This is a genomic window from Cobetia sp. MMG027 (assembly GCF_027947415.1).
GTDB lineage: Bacteria > Pseudomonadota > Gammaproteobacteria > Pseudomonadales > Halomonadaceae > Cobetia > Cobetia marina.
The window spans coordinates 325,329-344,417 of sequence record NZ_JAQJIO010000001.1; the positions used below are offsets into that span (position 1 = coordinate 325,329).

Consider the following 19,089-nt stretch of genomic DNA (forward strand, 5'->3'; position numbering starts at 1 on the left):
TAAGCGTTGTCTGCTCGTATTGTGAATTCTTTGCGGGAAGTGCGTTTTGCAGAAGTGAAATTTATACTGAGATCGTCTTCAATCAAACGCTTGTTTCCAGTATTTTCATGACAATGGCGTCTCCATAACAACAACGAGGAAAATCCACTATGTCGTCCCCCTTCACCAAGTCCCACCTGATAAAACCCCTGCCGCTGCGCATGGCGCTGGCGGGCAGTGGCCTGCTGCTGGCGACCCTCTCGGCACCGGCAAGCGCCGCGGAAGAGGCCAGTGTGGTATTCGCGGCGCCGCCGTGGCCGGGCGTGACCATGAAGACCGAAATCGCCTCCGAGATCTTCGAGGCGCTGGGCTATTCCCCCACCACGCGTCAGCTGGGCGCGCAGATCACCTATGAAGGCATCTCGCTCGGGGAAGTGGATGTCTATCTGGCCGCCTGGCTGCCGGGGCAGAGCACCATGTACAACGCGGCGATGGAAAAAGGCGCCATGGTCGATCTGGGCAACAACGTGAACGGCGCGCGAGCCAATTTCGCCGTACCGCGTTATGTGGCCGAAGCCGGCGTCACCTCACTGAACGATGTCGACAAGCCGGAATTCGCCGACAAGTTCGACAAGACCATCTACTCCATCGAGATCGGCTCGGGCTCCAGCGAGATCGCCAACCGTGCCGTCGACGAAGACATCTATGGCCTGGGTGACTGGGACCTCAAGGAATCCTCCACCGCCGGCATGCTGGGGACGGTGGCCAATGCCATCAAGCGCGATGAGTGGGTCATGTTCGTCGGTTGGACCCCGCACTGGATGGGGGTCGAATACGACATGGTCTTCCTGGAGGACCCCAAGGACCTGTGGGGCCCGGGTGGCGGCGCCAGTGACGTGAAGACCCTGGCCAACAAGGCATGGTCGCAAGCGCATCCCAACGCCACCGTCTTCCTGGACCAGATCGCCTTCACCTCCGAGGAGCAGAGCGAGCTGATCTATGGCTTTGGCAAGGAAGAGCGCCCGCAGGAAGAGGTGGCTGGCACCTGGATGAAGGCCAATCCCGCCAAGGTAAAGGGCTGGCTGGAAGGCGTGACCACTCGAGATGGCGAACCCGCCTGGCCTGCCGTGCAGAAGGCGCTTGGCCTGCCGGACGCCTGACGTGTCGATCCCGAACCTGTCACTTCCGTCTGCACGGCTGAACACTCGGTCTTGAAACTCGGTCTTTAAACTCGGTCTTGAAACTCGGCGACACTGGATGACACGGCCTGCGTGCCTGTTGTCGCCGGCAATGTCTGATCAGAACCCCGCTCCTGGAGCGGGGTTCTTGCGTTTCTGGCACCTTCTCACTGCCCGTCGAGCCCCATCGCGGCATCGTCATGCAAATCTTGCATGGAAAATCAAAATAAAGAATTGGTCGGACCTGTTCGCGCTGTATCACCATGACCCCGCATTCTGCGTCGCCTCAACGCGCAGCAAACAACAATGACAAGCAGGGTTTACCTCATGGCTGATACTGATTCGTTCGCCGAGCGCGATTCGCGCACCCCCGGTCCCGTCGCGCGCTTGCTGTCCCCGTGGACAGGCTTGCCGCTCTGGAAACAGATCTTCATTGCACTGGTGCTGGGCCTTGGGTTGGGCATCCTGCTCAACCAGACCGGCCGCGCCGATATCGCCGCCGACATCAAGCCGCTGGGGGATCTGTTCATCCGCGCGATCAAGATGCTGATCGTGCCGCTGGTCTTCGTCTCGCTGGTCACCGGCGTGGCATCGCTCGACAACCTTTCCCGCCTGGGGCGATTGAGCCTCAAGACACTGGGGCTGTATCTGGGTATGACGGCGGTGGCGATCACCATCGGCCTGGGGCTGGCGGCTCTCTTCCAGCCGGGCGTGGGCATCGCCCTTGGCAGCGCCGCCGGTGTCGAGGTGCGGGAAGCGCCGACCGCCGTCGAGACATTGCTTGGCCTGGTGCCGACCAATGCCGTCGAGGCCTTCGCCGAGGGCAATGTGCTGCAGATCATCGTCTTTGCGATCCTGTTCGGCCTCTCCATCACGCTGGTCGGGGAGAAGGCGCGTCCGGTGCGCGTGTTCTTCGAGTCCGCGGCGGAAATCATCTATCGAATGACCAGCATCGTCATCGCCTTCACGCCCTACGGTGTCTTCGCGCTGATGGCCTGGGTCGCCGGGACCTACGGGCTGGCGATGCTAGCGCCGCTGGCCAAGGTGATCGCCATCGTCTATCTGGGCTGCATCGTGCACGCCGTGGTGGTATATGGCGGCCTGCTGCGCTTCGTCGCGCGCCTCAATCCCGTGCGGTATTTCCAGGGCAGTGTCGAGCCGATCATGCTCGCCTTCACCAGCACCTCAAGCTCCGGCACCCTGCCGGTGACCATGATGGCCGCCGAGCAGAATCTGGGCGTCAAGCGCAGCGTCTCGAGCTTCGTGCTGCCGCTGGGCGCGACCATCAACATGGATGGCACCGCGCTGTATCAGGGGGTCTGCGCGCTGTTCATCGCCCAGGCCTACGGTGTCGATCTGGGCATGACCGAGTACGTCACCATCATCATGACCGCCACCCTGGGCTCCATCGGCACGGCGGGCGTGCCGGGGGCGGGGCTGATCATGCTGTCGCTGGTGCTGACCTCCGTCGGCTTGCCGCTGGAAGGGGTCGCCATCATCGCCGGGATCGACCGTGTGCTCGACATGGCACGTACCGGGCTGAACGTGGCCGGCGACTGCGCGGTCAGCTGTCTGGTCGCCAAGAGCGAGAAGGCACTCGATGAAGAGGTCTTCAACACCCCGCACGTGATGCGTTCGACCTTGAGCTGAGCGTCGCGCTGATGGAGGGAAGTGGCCTTCACTTCCCACTGACCGGCAGCCAGGAGGCGCTGCCGGTCTTCCTTCCCCAGGAATCTGTCGCCCTCAGGCCGACAGGCATATCAAAGATGGTCAGGAGAATCGCGCCATGGAAGCGTCTGCCACACGGCTTTCTGTCAATCGGCTTTCTGCGGCTGGACTCGCTGCTGGCGGGCCCCGCAACGCGCCGGACACCGTCACCCGCTACGGTGTGGTCGGCGGGCTCGGGGCGCTGGGCAGCGCGGATGTATTGCTCAAGACCGTGCGTGCGGCCCAGTACTGCAAGCCCCCGCGCCGGGTGGACATCGCCTTCGAGCAACGCCACTTCGAGGATGGCCCCGGCATCGCGGAAGAGGGCTATGACCCGCTGCGCCGCAAGTTCTACGTCTACAACGTGCTCAAGGACATGCAGGGCAAGGTCGAGAATGCGCTGGTGCCATGCTTTCTCTCGCATACCTTCCTGGCCGAGATCACCCCGGAAATCAGCGTGAACGTGGTGGATATCTTCGAGGCACTGCAGGACCGCATTCGCCGCGAGTACCCCGACGTTCGCAAGATCGGTGTGCTGACCTCAAGCTACGTGCGCGCCTCTGGCATCTTCACGCGTCGTCTGTCCGGGCCCGTCTCTGAACCCATGACCCGACCGGAAGGTGCCGAGCCCGGCGCGGAGCTCGAGGTGCTCTACCCGGAGGCGCGCGTGCAGCGCGAGGCATTGATGGAGGCCATCTATGGCCCGACGGGCATCAAGAGCGGCCATCATGGCGGTGAATGTCTGCAGCAGCTGATGGAAGCCTGCGATGATCTCATTCGTCAGGGTGCGGAGATCATCGTGCCGGGCCTGAGCGAGATCCCGGTGATGATGGCCTCGCTGCAGCCCCTGATTCCGGTGCCGTTGCTGGATTCCAATCGAATCTACGCCGAGTACGCGCTGGGACATGATCGCGAGCAGGAAGGGCGACAGTTCAAGCTGGGCGTGCTGGGCGGGGTCGGGCCCGCCGCGACGGTGGACTTCATGCGCAAGGTGGTGGGACTGACACGTGCCGAGCGCGATCAGGATCACCTCAAGATGGTGGTGGAGCAGAATCCGCAGATTCCCGATCGCACCGCCAATCTGATCGGCAACGGGGAAGACCCGAGCATCCCGATGCTCGCCACCTGTCAGCGACTGGAAGCGGATGGTGCCAATGCCATCGTGATTCCCTGCAATACCGCGCATGCCTTCGTGGCGCGTATCCAGCCCTACCTCAACATCCCCATCGTCAACATGCTCGATGCGGTGGTGGAGGATATCGCCGCGCGGGAGACGCCGGTGGCGCGGGTCGGGCTGCTCGCGACCAGTGGCACCGTGGCCAGTCGGGTCTACCACGACATCCTCGAAGCCTCGGGGCGTGAGACGCTGGTGCCGGACGCCTCCCATCAGGCTTGCGTGATGGACGCCATCTACGGGCAGCAGGGCGTCAAGGCGGGCCACACCTCAGGCGAATGCAGTCTGATGCTGGAAGCCGCCATCGAGCACCTGCTGGCCCAGGGGGCAGAGGTGGTCATTCTGGGCTGTACGGAGCTGCCGCTGATCGAGTTGCCGAAAGCGCTGCGTGAGCGCGTGGCCTTGCTGGACCCCTCGGAGATACTGGCACGCCGCTGCATCGCCCTGGCGCAATAGCCAGATGACCTCGTGCCGATGACCTCGTGCCGATGACCTCGTGTCAAAGACGTCGAGGTGGAGAATGTAGCGCTGTGAAAACAGCGAGGGAAACAGACAGCACTGACTACGCGGAAGGAAGGAAGGAAGGAAGGAAGGAAGGAAGGCATGCAAGAGGACAGGAAGACCAGCCACGCTATACTGCGGCGCTACATGCCTCACTCCAGGAAATCGCCGTGGAAATGAACTGGCTGGAAGACTTCCTCACGCTGGCCGTCACGCGCAATTTCTCGCGCGCGGCTGAGTTGCGCAACGTGACTCAGCCGGCCTTCAGCCGCCGGATACGCAATCTGGAATACTGGGTGGGCGCGACCCTGATTGATCGCAGCCTGTTTCCGGTAGGGCTGACACCGGCCGGCGAGTCCTTCCAGCGGACGGCGCAGGATGCGCTCTCGGTCTTGCGGGTCGGGCGGGAAGAAGCACTGGGCTTCGTGCCCAAGATCGAAGAAGTGGTGTCGATCTCGGCCTCCCACACGCTGGCGGTCAGCTTCTTCGTCGACTGGCATGAACAACTCCAGACTCGACTGGGCAAGCTCAAGGCGCGTATCGTGCCGGACCACGTCGCCGGCTGTGTCGATGCGCTGATCAGCGGCAACTGTGATCTGATGCTCGCCTACAACAGCCCACTGCTGCCGACGCTCACCGACATGGTGCGCTATCCCTCCATCGTGCTGGAATCCGAGCGTCTGGTGCCGGTGAGTGCAGTGGATGAGGCAGGGCAGGCGTTGTTCTCGCTGGAAAGCGACACTCCGCAACCGTACCTCTGCTACTCCAGTGACAGCTATCTCGGGCGACTCACCGCGCTGATCCTCAATCGGGAATCCCTCTCGGCACGCCTCAACTTCTGCTACGAATGCTCGATGTCAGACGTGCTCAAGCGCGGGGTCCTGGCCGGCAGCGGTATCGCCTGGGTACCGGAGCGCGCCGTACGGGATGATCTCAACGCCGGCCGCCTGCGCATCGTCGGGGATGACCGCCACACCGCTCCGCTGGATATCTGCCTGTTTCGGCATGCCGAGCACGAACAACAGGTCGCGGAGCGCATCTGGCAAGCCTGCCTGGACACGCAAGCCAGCCGCACAGCCACCTCCGCCACTCAAGGGTGACCTCTCGTTCATAACGCCAGTGGCGGTGAGCGTCTTCCGCCCACCGCCACTGGTCTTCGCTCTCATCCATCATCTCGCCAGGCTCGCGCAAGGGTATCGCAGACTCACGACAGGCGCCGTGAATTGGCCGTCGTGCGCTTGTGCAGCGGCTTGATGAACTGCGTACCCGTCGTCCACCACGGCACGACCTTGCCACCCGACATCGCGTTCATCCACGCCTTCTGCATCACGAACCACATCTCCCAGCTGGCGGCGATCTTCTCCGACACCATCTTCTGGTTCTCCGCGATCATCTTCGGATCCAGCGGCGACTGCGTCCCCCACAACTGCGTGCGCGACATGATGGTCGACATCGCCGTCGACCACATCTCCACCGATGTCGTCCCCAGCTTCCAGACATCGAACATCGCAGCAGGTGTCGTCGGGACCAACTCAGACCAGGCAGGTTGTTGAGTCATTGTGCTCTCCACGTAAAGGAACCTCATGACAGTCTTACGCCTGTTGATGCTGCAGTGCAACATTAGTTTTTTATATCCCCGAATGTGAGCGCGAAGCAGAGCCTCGATTATCACCACTTTCTATGTAAATCAGTAAGTTAGCGATATTGTTGGTCAGAAAAACCGGAATTTTCCGTGCCTGGGCGGAAATTTCCCGTGGGGCTGGGGAAAGTGGATTTTGGGATTTGTTGGCAATGTCTTACGTAGGCGTATGAATTTGATGAAGCTGGGTATCAGTTTAGTCAGACCGAGCACGTAAGCGTTGACGAATGGGGCGGAAATTTCCGGTATGAATTTGAGTGCGATAGAGGGGAGGGCGCGGCGAGACGCGTTGGTATCGAGCTGAGTGTCTCGTAAATGCGACGCATTGTGTCGCAGCGAACTAACGAATTCCTTCTCGCGCTTGCCTCGACTCGGCTATTATTAGGTTTCTTGAAATTTCCTATATTCAAATATGCATTTCTCGCCAAGGCAGGACGCCATGGTGGAAGACCATGAGACGGAGCTCGCCCCAGCGGTAAGCGCCGTGCGGTAGCCGTGTGATGGCATGAGAAACGATGCACACCACAGAGAGGAGCCCCAACGGGCATGCTGGTTTACAACGCCACCAAGCAGCAGTTCATTGACGACGTCCGGGCCAATGTCATCGCTGACGCTATCGAGAATGAGGTATCACGCAAACTAAGCCGCAATTCGCCACGCAATGAGGTGGCCTCCTGGGAGAACTCCTTGCGCTTCATGATGAGCGTTCTCCTCGACGAGGGGATACCCGCTTCGGCAGGGGTGGCCATCGAATACAACATTCCGCTGACCAATCGCCGAGTGGACTTCATTCTGACCGGCAAGAATGATCAGCGTGAGGACTCTGCTGTCATCATTGAGTTGAAGCAGTGGCAGACCGCTGAGGTGACGACCAAAGATGCTATCGTTCGCACTCAGTTAGGGGGCGGTGTACGGGAGACCAACCATCCCTCCTATCAAGCCTGGTCCTATGGTGCGCTGATCGAGGACTACAACGAGACCGTCCGCTCCGAGTCGATCCGGCTGGTGCCTTGTGCCTATCTGCACAACATGAAGCAAGGCAATGCCATCAATGACCCCTTCTATGCGAACCATACTAGCCGCGCTCCTGTCTTCATCTCACCGGATGCCCTGAAGCTCTCCAGGTTTCTGAGTCAGCATATCAAGTACGGCGACAGCAACGACATCATGTATCGCATCGAGCACGGTGTGATCAAGCCGAGCAAGAATCTGGCGGATGCACTCAGCTCGATGATGCAGGGCAATGCTGAATTCTTGATGATCGATGAGCAAAAGCTTGTCTATGAAACCGCCGTGGATCTCGCTCACAAGGCGAGCAGCGGCAATAAGCAGTGCCTGATCGTCAAGGGCGGGCCGGGGACGGGCAAGTCAGTAGTCGCGATCAACCTACTCGTCGAGCTGACGAACCGTGAGATGATGACGCAGTACGTGTCTCGCAACTCTGCCCCCCGTGAAGTCTTCAAGAAGCGTCTGACCGGCACGCGCAAGAAGACCCACATCGATAACCTGTTCAAGGGCTCAGGCAGCTACGTCAGCGCGGAGCCTGATACCTTTCATGCGCTGATCGTGGATGAAGCACATCGCCTGAATGAAAAATCCGGGATGTATCAGAACCTGGGTGAGAGCCAGATCAAGGAAATCATCTCGGCATCGCGATTTTCCATCTTCTTCATCGATGAAGCGCAGCGGGTCACGCTGAAGGATGTCGGGACGGTAGAGGAGGTCAAACGTCGGGCAGATGAATGCGGCGCCGAGGTGCATGAGCTCGAACTCTCCTCACAGTTTCGTTGCAATGGTTCAGATGGCTATCTCGCCTGGTTGGATCATTCCCTGCAGATACGGACGACGGCCAACACCGATCTCGACGGTATCGATTACGAGTTCAAGGTATTCGATGATCCGAGCGAATTGCGCAAGGCGATTCTCGAGAAGAACCGCAAAGCCAACAAGGCACGAATGGTAGCGGGTTATTGCTGGCCCTGGGCGAGCAAGAAGAATAAGCACGCCATGGACATTGTCTTCCCTGAGCATGGCTTCGCTGCCCAGTGGAACCTCGATGATGATGGCATGCTGTGGGCGATTGCCGATGGATCAGCAGAGCAGGTAGGTTGCATCCATACCTGCCAAGGCCTCGAGTTTGATTACGTCGGTGTCATCATCGGCGACGACTTCGTGATTCGTGATGGCCGCGTGGTGACAGACGCAGCCAAACGAGCAGGGCAAGACCGCTCGGTGCATGGGTATAAGAAAATGCTCAAGGAACAACCAGAGCAGGCTCGTGCCGTGGCGGATCAGATCGTCAAGAACACCTACCGAACGCTGATGACGCGAGGCCAGAAGGGCTGTTACCTCTATGCCACGGATCGAGAGACCCGAGAGTACTTTGCGGCCTTCGCTCATTCACAGGCCTCATTGAAGCATGCCGAGCTAACGGAAGAGGCCGAGACGCTGGGTGGCTTGCACCTTCCCATCGTGACGCGTGACCTGGCAGCGCCATTCGAGCGCCATGTGCCCGTGTACGACCTGAGTATCGCCGCTGGCGAGTTCAGCGAGATGCAAATCGCTGACACCCATCACTGGGTCGAGCTACCTGAGCATATCCGTGTAAGCCCTGACCTGTTCGTCAGTCGGGTAGTGGGGGAGTCGATGAATCGGCGCATCCCCAATGGCGCTTGGTGCCTGTTTCGTGCCAATCCCGGCGGCACACGGCAAGGCAAGGTCGTCGTGGTGCAGCATCGCGCCATTGAAGACCCCGACCACGGCGGCAGCCTCACGATCAAGCTGTATCAGAGTGAGAAGGTCGAGGAGTACGGCGAATTCGTGAACCAGCGGATATTACTCAAGCCCCAAACCAATGCTTTTGGCTACAAGGACATCGTGCTCGAGGACGAGCTTGAAGATTTGAAGGTTATCGGCGAATTCCTCTCCGTACTGTAAGCGAGTGACCGGCCGGTTGGCTGTCTATGGCGGTGCTAGCTGGATAGCGAGTGGCAGAATCGTCATGCTACTCGCTATCCAATACCCAATTATCAGGTGAGTTTGTTATGACAGACCCGTTCAAGCAGCTTCACGATGCGATGGAAGAGTTCTCCGCCGAACGTGACTGGGACCAGTTCCACTCGCCCAAGAACCTGGCCATGGCACTGACGGTGGAGGCAGCTGAACTACAGGAGTGCTTCCAGTGGCTGACCGAGGCTCAGTCTCAAGTGCTTGATGAGAAGCAACTGGCCGCCGTCCGTGATGAAATTGCTGACGTTCAGCTTTACCTAGTCCGGCTGGCGGGCAAGCTTAATGTGGATATTGAAGCGGCATGCCGGGCGAAGATGGAGAAGAATGCGGAGAAATATCCCATCGATCAAGTGAAGGGTAGTGCGAAAAAGTACACGAACTTTATGAGCGATAGGTGAGAGCAAGTTAAATTTTCAATTAATGACACAAAATTAAAAATAGAGTGGTTTATGGTTGAATTAATCGATGACGATAGCCTTATTGATGTTAAAGATAGAAGGAAAAGAGCTGCTATCTTAATACATACGCAAATAGTCAAGTCAGGCGGATATCCAAAAGCGGCCCAAGCTGTTCAGGTAATGCTTCGAAAGCCTGAGCATCCGTATCATCCATTTGGTCTTGATAATATAACGTTGAGTGAGGTTCTAAAGAAAAGACATTTCGAGATAGGCTTAGGTAATCTTGGGTTTATTATTGAGGACCATAGGGTTATAGGCTTGGAAGGAGTGTCAAATCTTCTAGAGCAGTGATAGGTTTCATAACAAATATGGCGGCAAGATCTGCGCCGCGCTAGATCGTCAGCACCCCCGGGACCTTTTCGATGTGAAGCTGCTGCTGAACCAAGGCGGTCATGATCCTAGTGTATTCGAAGGCTTTCTGATCTATCTGCTGGGGCACCCCAGGCTCTTGAACGAAGTGATCAACCCGAGGTTGAAGCCGTTGGGTGACGTCTACCGAGAGGAGTTTGTCGGAATGGCCAGGGTTGACGTTCCATTGCAGGAGCTGGAGCGCGTCCGCGATGAGTTGCTGATGATGGATGAAGACGTTCGCTTCCTGCTGTCCTTCAAGTAGGGGGCGCCTGACTGGACGCCGCTTTTTCTTTCTGGCGTTGATCGGCTGCCTGCCGTGCGCTGGAAGCTCGCCAATATTCGGAGAATGCAACCAGACAAGCACCGTCAGTCTCTGGCGCTCTTGGAACAGGCTCTGAGTAGCCTTCGGAGATAATGCCCAATATCCCTGCGACTCACCGTCTTAAGTAGACTTCTCCTTATATCCTTTAAACGCTAGGCTCTTACGCATAATTACGCTACGCGCAGGGTTGACATGGCGAACAGCAGGGAAGCTCAGCCCCAGTGGAACATCATCAAGGTCATGTCTGCCGGCGGTTGGAAGTACGTCACTGGCTGGAATTGCCCCACTACCGCCTCACCAAGCGCGAGAAGAAGCGCCTGCGCCTGGAGGAAGCCGAGGGCGACTACGGCCTCACCCCGGTCAGTGAGGTGGGCTCAGGCAAGCCACACGACCCCGAGAAGCAGCGCCTGGCCGAGATCATCGATTGGCTCAACGACCTCTACGGCGCACAGGTCAGCGACGACGACAAGCTCCATTTCGCCAACGGCATCGCTGACCGCATCGAACGCGACGAAGCGGTGATGGCCCAGGTGCGCAACCACAGCGAAGATCAGGTGATGCACAGCCTCTTCCCCAAGAAGGTCACCGACGCCGTACTCGACGCCCTCAGCGACCACGAGAAACTCAGCATGCCGTTGCTGGAGGATGAGGAGACGGGGAGGCAGTTTGCGCTGCTGATCCTCAAGCTGCTGGCGGGGAGGTCGAGCTGTGACTCGCGTGTTGAGTAAAAACTTACGGTAGGAGTCTGTCATGGCGGGTAGCGATCCAATACCGACATGTCGGAAATGGCAGCATGCTCGTTGATTGGTGTTATATAGCTACGTCAACGAAAATACAACGAAAATTCAGTGATTTGATGTGACGGTATAAGAATGTTGAACGCGCGCGCTCGTTCAAGTCAATAAACGAGCGCGCTGTCTAATACCTGTTAGCACAGTTAGGAATAACGAATGGATAATCTCAATAACTATCAATTAGATAATGATGGCAATTTCGACAAAAACTTTGTTGATAATAGTGTCTCAACGGCTGGTGTCTCAGTCTATTTCAGAGATATTGAGAAAAAGCTCTTGCAGCATATTTCAGAAGCAGATGCAGTATTCGGTGCCGTAGCATGGCTTACAAGCGACTTAATACTTGATGCTCTATCACAAGTTAATGATGTATCGATAGTTATTCAGAAAGAAGATTTTCTTCGTCCTGACTTTGGAGTAAACAACAATTGGAAAAATAAACTCCGGGAAAAGTATGATGCATTATCCTGCAGTCTAACAAGGTATTCGTTCGACAACATTCTGAACTCGGTATCTGTTTGCTCTGACCCATCACTGGATTCCGTACGCTGTGTAGGAAATCATAATAGAGACAAAAAACCTGCTTTCCCAAGAATGCATAACAAGTTTCTCGTTTTCGCCAAAATTGATGGTACAGATGAGCATGGCAACGAAATAATCAAGCCTTATGCAGTTTGGACGGGGTCTTTCAATTTGACAAGAAATGCGTCTATGTCACTTGAGAATGCTCTATATTTAACAGAGCCAAAAATTGTAAAAGCTTACTATGACGAATTCGGCCAGATAGCTGCAATGTCTGAAGAGCTAGACTGGACTTCTGATTGGGCTGCTCCAGAATGGCGTATCGGTACCTAAACAATGCTGACCAAAGCATCCAGCGGAAAATAAAAAGCCTCGCTGCGCTCGAAACGCTTTTTATTTCCGCTGATGCAAGGCGTTAGATGCTTCGTGGAAATATTGAGAGTGGGGTGGTAATGAATCCAAATTTTATTGTGGAGAGTTTTGTTGAAGCGTTGGCTGCGTCCAAATTAGCCGAGTCAGCGATAGCTATAAAGATTTCGAGTGAATCATCACTCGACTTACCGGATGCAGAGACCATAGTCGAAGGTTTTGATTGGCCTGACAGTGTTGGGGAAAATCGGAGATATGACTTGGTGGTCGTCGATCTTCCGTTGGGGATGGGCCGTAAAAAAATCGAGATCGGAGGTTCAACTATCAGTGCCCGGGGAAACTGGATAGAACTTTCCAAAGCACTTCACTTGCTCACTCCCAAAGGTATGTGTGTTGCAATTGTGGAACCGCCCGCGTTCGGGATTTCCGAGGGTCCAAAGTTTCAGGAAGCATTAGAAAACGAGGGTTTCTATTTAAATGGTGTCTTCAATGTCCCTTCGAAACTTTTAACTACAACCGCCATTCGACCAGTAATTGTTGCGTTTAGTCGAAAAGATCGTTCTACCCTTTTTGTTGCTGAGTTGGAGGAAGAATCCCAGGCTGTCGCAATCGCTCAAGCATTTAGTAGAGGTGATGAGTCGGAGTCGAATTCGCTACACGAAGGAATGTCGCTTGCGGATAGGAGATTTGATGGCTTCGAAAGCTTGAAGGCAAGGCTTCAGATTGATCGCCTAAAAACTCAATATAAAGACTACAAGAGCTATGTCTTAAGCGAGATAGCTATTGAAATGAATACGGTTCGATCCGGCGAGTCTTTGGAGCATAGGGACAACTCGATCTATGTGCCAACGGTCGGGACTTCCATCGTTACCGACGACCTATCATCTGTGACGATTAAGCATCACAACCTCATTCAGGTAGTTTTGTCCGGCGTAGTCAAGAGCCAGTACGCTGCTGCCTTCTTTCGCTCCGATCTAGGCTTGTTGATATTGAGGTCTCAGACACGTGGGGCAGTAATATCGCGAATAAATAAATCTGACCTTGCTAAAGCGCAAATTGCTGTTCCAAGCTTGAAAGAACAGGAAGAGATCGTATGCTCGCACATTCAGCTTCAAACTTTGAAAGCGGCAATTGCAAACTTCCAAAGCGAGCTAGCTCTGAATCCCGGAAGCGCCTCTGCAATACGGGGCCAAGTAGACAGTATGCTGGAAACGATTGGCGGTCTTACCGAAGCCGATAGGGTCATGAACTTGTCTCGGGAGGGCGAATCTGCAACCGTTGAATTTAAGGAAAGCTTCAACCTAGACGTACGAAAGGGAACAAAGGAAAAGTACATCGAACTATCAGCATTGAAAACGATTGTTGCGTTTCTTAACACGAATGGAGGCATTCTTTTGGTTGGCGTAACTGACGCTGGGGATATTACTGGGATCAACTACGAGGTGGAAAAATTTCACAAGAGCACAGATGCGTTCCTGCTTCACTTTAAAAATCAAATCAAGCAACGTGTAGGCGAGCAGAATTACCCTTATATAAATCACCGATTGGTGGATCTTGGCGATGCTAATGTGCTAATGGTTGACTGCAAGCCAGCGATGTCTCCGTGCTATCTCGACGGAAAGGAATTTTATGTTCGCACCAACCCAGCTACGGATAAGCTTGAAGGACCGAAACTAGTCGAGTATGTGCAAAATCACTTCAACAAGTGAAATCGTATCTAATACCTGGTATATTCGTATAAGGTGGTAATGAGTGAACTTAATTGAGTTAACTAATTTCAAAAAGTTTGATGAGATCAATGTCGACCTCAACAATGAAGGTTTAACGTTGGTCTCAGGGGTGAATAACTCTGGAAAAACTAGCATATTGCATGCGTTAGCTGTTTGGGAATATGCAAAAATACTTCTCGTCAACTATAAGGGTGAGGAGTCGCTTCTCCAAGAATACGACGTTGATAAAAAAGGGCTGGGCGTTGCCCCTGAGTCTTTTACACCAATCAGTATTCCTTCTTTGAAATACCTTTGGAAAAATCAAAAAACAAATGGCTCATATCAATTAAAAATAAAAGTTGGATGGAAGGGGGCAGGGAATAGGAGCTTGTTTTTAGAAATTTCATACACGCTCAACGGCAATAATTTCGCGATTAAAAAATCAGATTCTAACCTTTCGGCTAATGATGAAATACCAACTATTGCATACCTTCCACCATTTGGTGGCATGGATGAGAACGAGAGTTGGCTTTCTGTAGCGGACCGGCGTAAATTGATCGGAAAGGGCCAAGCCGGATCTGTGATAAGAAATCTTCTTCTAGATTTGCATGATGATCATGAGAGGGTGCTGGAAGATAAGAAAAATGTGCTATTTCCAGATAAGAAACGACTTACGAAATCAGACCAACAGGTCTTAAAAGAAATCAACACTGAGTGGAGACAGCTAAGGGAAATACTAGCTGAAGTTTTTCACGTAAATCTGTATGTTCATGATTTTGATGGCCAGTTTCATAATTTTATAAGCGTAGACGTTTTAGATCTTATTCGAAATCCTGAAACTAGAGAAAAGGAAAGGGTTATTTCTAGTAAGAGGGATTTGATGGTTGAGGGGAGTGGATTTCTACAATGGTTAAGTGTTTTCGCACTAGCTTTAGATAAAAATAATAATGTGCTTCTCTTGGATGAGCCTGATGCTCACCTCCACTCATCTTTGCAATCACTCCTTTTAGAAAAGCTAGAGAAAATCTGCGAGCATAATAATAAGCAGATTCTCATGGTTAGTCATAGCTCAGATTTGATTAAGCTTATTGATTTTAGGAAGGTATTACACGTAGAAAGCCCTAGAGCAGAGTACCTGAAAAGTAATGAAGAGAAAGTTTTGGTACTAGAGGGTCTGGGTAGCAAATACTTTCCACTTTTAGATTCGATTATTGAACATAAAAAGATCTTGCTGGTCGAAAACTCTAGCGATACAGAGGTGCTAAAATCTGTTTGTGAAGTGATGGGAAAGAAATGGCCTGATAATATTGTTGAGTGGGTAACAAATAAAAAACATAAAGAGAGAAAGACATTAATCGTTGAGCTAAATCAGAAAATTTCGCAAGAGACGGGGTGTCACATACTAGCCTACAGTCTCCGTGACCTTGACGATGCCAATTATAATACGACGAATATAAATCTTCACGATGGTGGGAAATACGAGCAAAGAGACGATTCTCAAGAGCATATAATAATGCTTTATCGGACTTTAAGGCGAAGAGAAATAGAAAATTATCTAGTGATTCCGAGCGCCATAAGCCGATACATTACCAAAAACTGCCGCAATCCGGAAATTGCAAAAGACGTTGATGCCGTAAAAAAATACCTTTCCGAAGAGCATGGATTAGTTGTTCCAGACACTTACAAACTTTCTGATCGTGAAAGCAACACAGAAGGCCTATTTGGGAAGGATGTCAAGCCCGTTATCGATGGAATAAATAAATATTTCAGGGTGAAGTTTAATAAATATGAATATATAAGGAATATAAAAAGAAGCGAAATGTGCGACGACCTCGTGACAATAGTGAACGAGATTATCGATATGTGTGAAACCGACTAATATAACCAATGGTTCCAAGTGACGCCTACGGCGCACCTGAACCACGCGTTACATCAGGGAAGACTTAATGGCCGCTCTTGGCCGTAAGCGGTCAGCATGCCTTTGAGGCGAGCAGTTTTTCGTTCCCCCTGAGGCATACTTTTCGAGAGAGGGTGGCCTCAGGCGGTACACGAGCGGTACATACACCAGCTTCGTTTGCTATCCCCAACCTTCGCTAAGTTACTGATTCCAAAGAACTGTACCTTTCGCTAGATTACGGTTGCTTTTCCAAGGATATCAGTGGCTTATTGTTTTAAAAGCAAACTCTTAATCTCCTAGTCTGATCCCAAAGGTTTCAGCCGACCAGTATCCTCCAGTCTTATCCTCCTCCAGCCAAGCCCCCATACTTCCCCTTGAAATACAACAACGGCCGCGCCGTCCCTATAACATTCAAGTTCATTCCCTTCACTTCCCCGATCACGATCAGGTGGTCACCTGCGGGGTGCTCAGCGTGAATCTTGCAGTCTAGCCAGTGCAGGCTGTCATTGATCACCGGGTTGCCGAGGGGGGAGAGCTGCCAGTCGATGCCTTGCCATTTGTCTGCGCCACGCATGGCGAACTGGTTGGAGACGTGGCTTTGCTCACTGGAGAGAATGTTGACGGCGAAGCGCTCTGCCTGGCGAATCTTCGGGTAGCTGAACGAGCTTGCCTTGACGCTGAAGGAGACCAGCGGCGGGTTCATCGAGACGCTGTAGAACGACTGGCAGGTGAAGCCGATCGGTTCATCGTCGACCTGGGTAGTGATGATGGTGATGCCGGAGGCGAAGTGACCGAGGGCTTCACGGAAACTGGCGGGGTCGATGGTGGGGGCTGGGTTAGTGTTGGAGAGCGACATGGCAAATCCTGAAAGAATGGGGTGGTGGTAATTGTCAGCCGTGGGGGAGGGGCTGCAGCGTTAGCGCGAGACTGGGGGCTTGAGTGACAAGAATGTGAGTGATGAAAAAATGGCCGTCGTGAATCCTTCACGATGGCCATTTTTGTTTGCGGCGGTATCAGCCCCTGCTGCTTTCACTCTCGAGCACTATCGTCAAGCTAACTCGGTTCGGAACTAGCCTGGCGCTGTCTGTCAGTGCTGTGCCTTGGCCCGCGCTGTACCTTGGCCAGTTCAGTGTTTCGCCAAGCGATCAGCGCTGCGCTTCGAGTTCCTTGCGCACGATGGCGGCACCGGCGCTGAGTGCCTGCAGCTTGCCGCGGGCGACTTCACGCGACAGCGGTGCCATGCCGCAGTTGGTGCAGGGGTAGAGCTTGTCGGCATCGACAAATTGAAGCGCCTTGCGCAAGGTCTCGGCGACTTCTTCCGGCGTCTCGATGGTGTTGTTGGCGACATCGATGGCGCCGACCATGACCTTCTTGCCACGGATCAGCTCGATCAGCTCCATCGGCACGTGGGAGTTGTGACACTCCAGCGACACGATATCGATGTTGGATTGCTGGAGCTTCGGGAAGGCTTCTTCGTACTGACGCCATTCGGAGCCCAGGGTGTTCTTCCAGTCGGTGTTGGCCTTGATGCCGTAGCCGTAGCAGATGTGGATGGCGGTCTCGCACTTGAGGCCTTCGATCGCGCGCTCCAGCGTGGCGATGCCCCATTCATTCACTTCATCGAAGAACACGTTGAAGGCCGGTTCATCGAACTGGATGATGTCGACGCCTGCCGCTTCGAGTTCCTTGGCTTCCTCGTTGAGGATCTTGGCGAATTCCCACGCCAGCTTCTCGCGGCTCTTGTAATGGCCATCGAAGAGGGTGTCGACCATGGTCATCGGGCCAGGCAGTGCCCACTTGATCGGTTGATCGGTCTGCGAGCGCAGGAACTTGGCATCCTCGACGAACACCGGCTTCTGGCGAGAGACCGGACCGACCACGGACGGCACGCTGGCTTCGTAACGATCACGGATCTTGACGGTTTCGCGTTTCTCGAAATCCACGCCGTTCAGGTGTTCGATGAAGGTGGTGACGAAGTGCTGACGCGATTGCTCGCCATCGCTGACGATGTCGATCCCGGCGTGTTGCTGCTCCTGCAGGGAGACGCGCAGGGCATCCTGCTTGCCTGCGACCAGTGCCTCACCTTCGAGTTTCCAGGGGGACCACAGGACCTCCGGTTCGGCGAGCCAGGACGGTTTCGGCAGGCTGCCAGCGGTGGAGGTCGGGAGTAATCTCGTCATGATGAATAACCTTGTCCTTGGAATGGTTCAGATAGTGAATGTCGTTCGTCGATCAGCGCGCGCTGTTTGCGGATCAGTGAGCTGACCAATGATGAATTTATCGGTTGGCGGACCAGTTGGCTGACCACTGCTCGAGCAGGTTCTGGTAAGGCTTGATGAAGCTCTCTTCCACGAACTTGCCCTGCTCGATGGCGAGCTGACTGCGTTCTTCGCGGTCGTACACGATGCGCGTCAGTGAATGGTCCTGCTGCTTCAGGCTCGCCTGATAGGATTTGCCGGCCACGGAATTGGCGTTGTAGACCTCAGGACGATAGATCTTCTGGAATGTGTCCATGGTGCTGATGGTGCTGATCAGTTCCAGATTGCTGTAATCGTTGAGCAAATCGCCGGTGTGGTAGAAGGCCAGCGGCGCGACGCTGCCCGGCGGCATGAAGTAGCGCACCTTCAGGCCCATCTTGTTGAAGTACTCATCGGTCAGGGAATCATCATCCTGGCGATATTCCACCCCGAGGATCGGGTGCACGTTCTCGGTCTGCTGATAGGTCTTGGTGGTCGAGACGCTGATGCAGATGACCGGCGGCTTCTTGAAGCATTCCTTGTAGGTGGGGGAACCCACGAAGGCCTGGAACAGGTTGCCGTGCAGCTCACCGAATTGCTCCGGCACGCTGAAGGAGTCCTTGCCCTTGTTGTGCTCCAGCAGGCGTACGCTGAAGTCATAATCGCGTACGTAGGACGAGAAGTTGTTGCCGGTCACACCGTCAATGCGCTGATTCGTCTGGTGGTCGACGATGGTGGTCTGCAGGATCTCGATGATCGGCAGGGCATTGTCGGAACGCGCCGCATCGATGTTCAGCTCGACGGAGATGATGTCCAGCTCGACGGAGTAACGATCGCCCTTGGGGTTGTCCCAGTTGGCCAGTGCATTGAATCGGTTGTTGATCATGTTCAGCGTGCTGCGCAGATTCTGCTGACGGCTCTCACCACGCGCCAGGTTGGCGAAGTTGGTGGTCAGGCGGGTGTTTTCCGCCGGAGTGTAATTCTCGTCGAAGCGCAGACTCTTGATGCTGAAACCGAATTCGTTGCTCATGGCGTTCACCCTGATCCTGAGAGAGAAAATTCACTGTGTCGTCGACATCTTCCCGTGATCTTTCAGGCGTCTCGTGAGCGGGTTGCTCTCTGTGAGAACGCATCCATGCCGGGAGAGGCACGCTGCTCGCCATCACGTTCCGTGTGCTGGCTGTGAAGTGCAGCGTCATGGGAAGTCTTCATCAACGATCTGATGCAGGTGAGTATCCATTGC

The 19,089-nt window shown here is 54.4% G+C and carries 16 protein-coding genes; 12 read left to right on the forward strand and 4 right to left on the reverse strand.

Annotated features, from left to right (window positions below; all coding sequences use genetic code 11):
• Window positions 1-149 precede the first annotated feature (149 nt).
• From PJK54_RS01420 to PJK54_RS01435, 4 genes are all read left to right on the forward strand, one after another.
• Complete coding sequence (locus PJK54_RS01420) at window positions 150-1,139, forward strand: ABC transporter substrate-binding protein (RefSeq protein WP_271302018.1); 990 nt, start codon at window positions 150-152, stop codon at window positions 1,137-1,139.
• A 345-nt stretch (window positions 1,140-1,484) separates the two neighbouring features.
• Entirely contained in the window at window positions 1,485-2,807 is a 1,323-nt protein-coding gene (locus tag PJK54_RS01425) for a dicarboxylate/amino acid:cation symporter (protein ID WP_271302019.1), read from the forward strand.
• 136 nt (window positions 2,808-2,943) lie between these two features.
• On the forward strand, window positions 2,944-4,494 hold the full coding sequence (locus tag PJK54_RS01430; protein ID WP_271302020.1) for an amino acid racemase: 1,551 nt from the start codon (window positions 2,944-2,946) through the stop codon (window positions 4,492-4,494).
• A 221-nt stretch (window positions 4,495-4,715) separates the two neighbouring features.
• Window positions 4,716-5,639, forward strand: coding sequence for a LysR substrate-binding domain-containing protein (locus tag PJK54_RS01435; RefSeq protein WP_271302130.1), 924 nt, complete (start codon window positions 4,716-4,718; stop codon window positions 5,637-5,639).
• A gap of 104 nt (window positions 5,640-5,743) precedes the next feature.
• Here the strand turns inward: PJK54_RS01435 and PJK54_RS01440 are convergent, their stop codons facing one another.
• On the reverse strand, window positions 5,744-6,097 hold the full coding sequence (locus PJK54_RS01440; RefSeq protein ID WP_240499551.1) for a hypothetical protein: 354 nt from the start codon (window positions 6,095-6,097) through the stop codon (window positions 5,744-5,746).
• Between the two features lie 627 nt (window positions 6,098-6,724).
• Between PJK54_RS01440 and PJK54_RS01445 the strand changes: the two genes are divergently transcribed.
• The 8 genes from PJK54_RS01445 to PJK54_RS01480 all read left to right on the forward strand — a co-directional run bounded on the left by PJK54_RS01445 (window position 6,725) and on the right by PJK54_RS01480 (window position 15,591).
• Entirely contained in the window at window positions 6,725-9,115 is a 2,391-nt protein-coding gene (locus PJK54_RS01445; protein WP_271302021.1) for a DNA/RNA helicase domain-containing protein, read from the forward strand.
• 107 nt (window positions 9,116-9,222) lie between these two features.
• Window positions 9,223-9,585, forward strand: coding sequence for a nucleotide pyrophosphohydrolase (locus tag PJK54_RS01450; protein WP_271302022.1), 363 nt, complete (start codon window positions 9,223-9,225; stop codon window positions 9,583-9,585).
• A 51-nt stretch (window positions 9,586-9,636) separates the two neighbouring features.
• Entirely contained in the window at window positions 9,637-9,936 is a 300-nt protein-coding gene (locus PJK54_RS01455) for a hypothetical protein (RefSeq protein ID WP_271302023.1), read from the forward strand.
• A gap of 28 nt (window positions 9,937-9,964) precedes the next feature.
• The gene (locus PJK54_RS01460) at window positions 9,965-10,258 is read left to right on the forward strand and encodes a nucleotidyl transferase AbiEii/AbiGii toxin family protein (RefSeq protein ID WP_271302131.1); all 294 of its coding nucleotides are present in this window, start codon (window positions 9,965-9,967) and stop codon (window positions 10,256-10,258) included.
• A 281-nt stretch (window positions 10,259-10,539) separates the two neighbouring features.
• On the forward strand, window positions 10,540-11,046 hold the full coding sequence (locus PJK54_RS01465; protein ID WP_271302024.1) for a hypothetical protein: 507 nt from the start codon (window positions 10,540-10,542) through the stop codon (window positions 11,044-11,046).
• Between the two features lie 222 nt (window positions 11,047-11,268).
• The gene (locus PJK54_RS01470) at window positions 11,269-11,967 is read left to right on the forward strand and encodes a phospholipase D-like domain-containing protein (RefSeq protein ID WP_271302025.1); all 699 of its coding nucleotides are present in this window, start codon (window positions 11,269-11,271) and stop codon (window positions 11,965-11,967) included.
• An 86-nt stretch (window positions 11,968-12,053) separates the two neighbouring features.
• Window positions 12,054-13,712: an ATP-binding protein gene (locus tag PJK54_RS01475; protein ID WP_271302026.1), complete on the forward strand. Its 1,659-nt coding sequence runs from the start codon at window positions 12,054-12,056 to the stop codon at window positions 13,710-13,712.
• A 43-nt stretch (window positions 13,713-13,755) separates the two neighbouring features.
• On the forward strand, window positions 13,756-15,591 hold the full coding sequence (locus PJK54_RS01480) for an AAA family ATPase (RefSeq protein WP_271302027.1): 1,836 nt from the start codon (window positions 13,756-13,758) through the stop codon (window positions 15,589-15,591).
• A 358-nt stretch (window positions 15,592-15,949) separates the two neighbouring features.
• On the opposite strand, the gene PJK54_RS01485 is transcribed toward PJK54_RS01480, so the two are convergent.
• From PJK54_RS01485 to PJK54_RS01495, 3 genes are all read right to left on the reverse strand, one after another.
• Window positions 15,950-16,465 (reverse strand): flavin reductase family protein, encoded by a 516-nt coding sequence (locus PJK54_RS01485; RefSeq protein WP_271302028.1) that lies wholly within the window; start codon window positions 16,463-16,465, stop codon window positions 15,950-15,952.
• A 289-nt stretch (window positions 16,466-16,754) separates the two neighbouring features.
• Window positions 16,755-17,789 (reverse strand): methionine synthase, encoded by a 1,035-nt coding sequence (locus PJK54_RS01490; protein WP_107335139.1) that lies wholly within the window; start codon window positions 17,787-17,789, stop codon window positions 16,755-16,757.
• A 97-nt stretch (window positions 17,790-17,886) separates the two neighbouring features.
• Window positions 17,887-18,876, reverse strand: a complete 990-nt coding sequence (locus PJK54_RS01495; RefSeq protein WP_271302029.1) for a DUF1852 domain-containing protein — start codon at window positions 18,874-18,876, stop codon at window positions 17,887-17,889.
• Window positions 18,877-19,089: the final 213 nt, after the last annotated feature.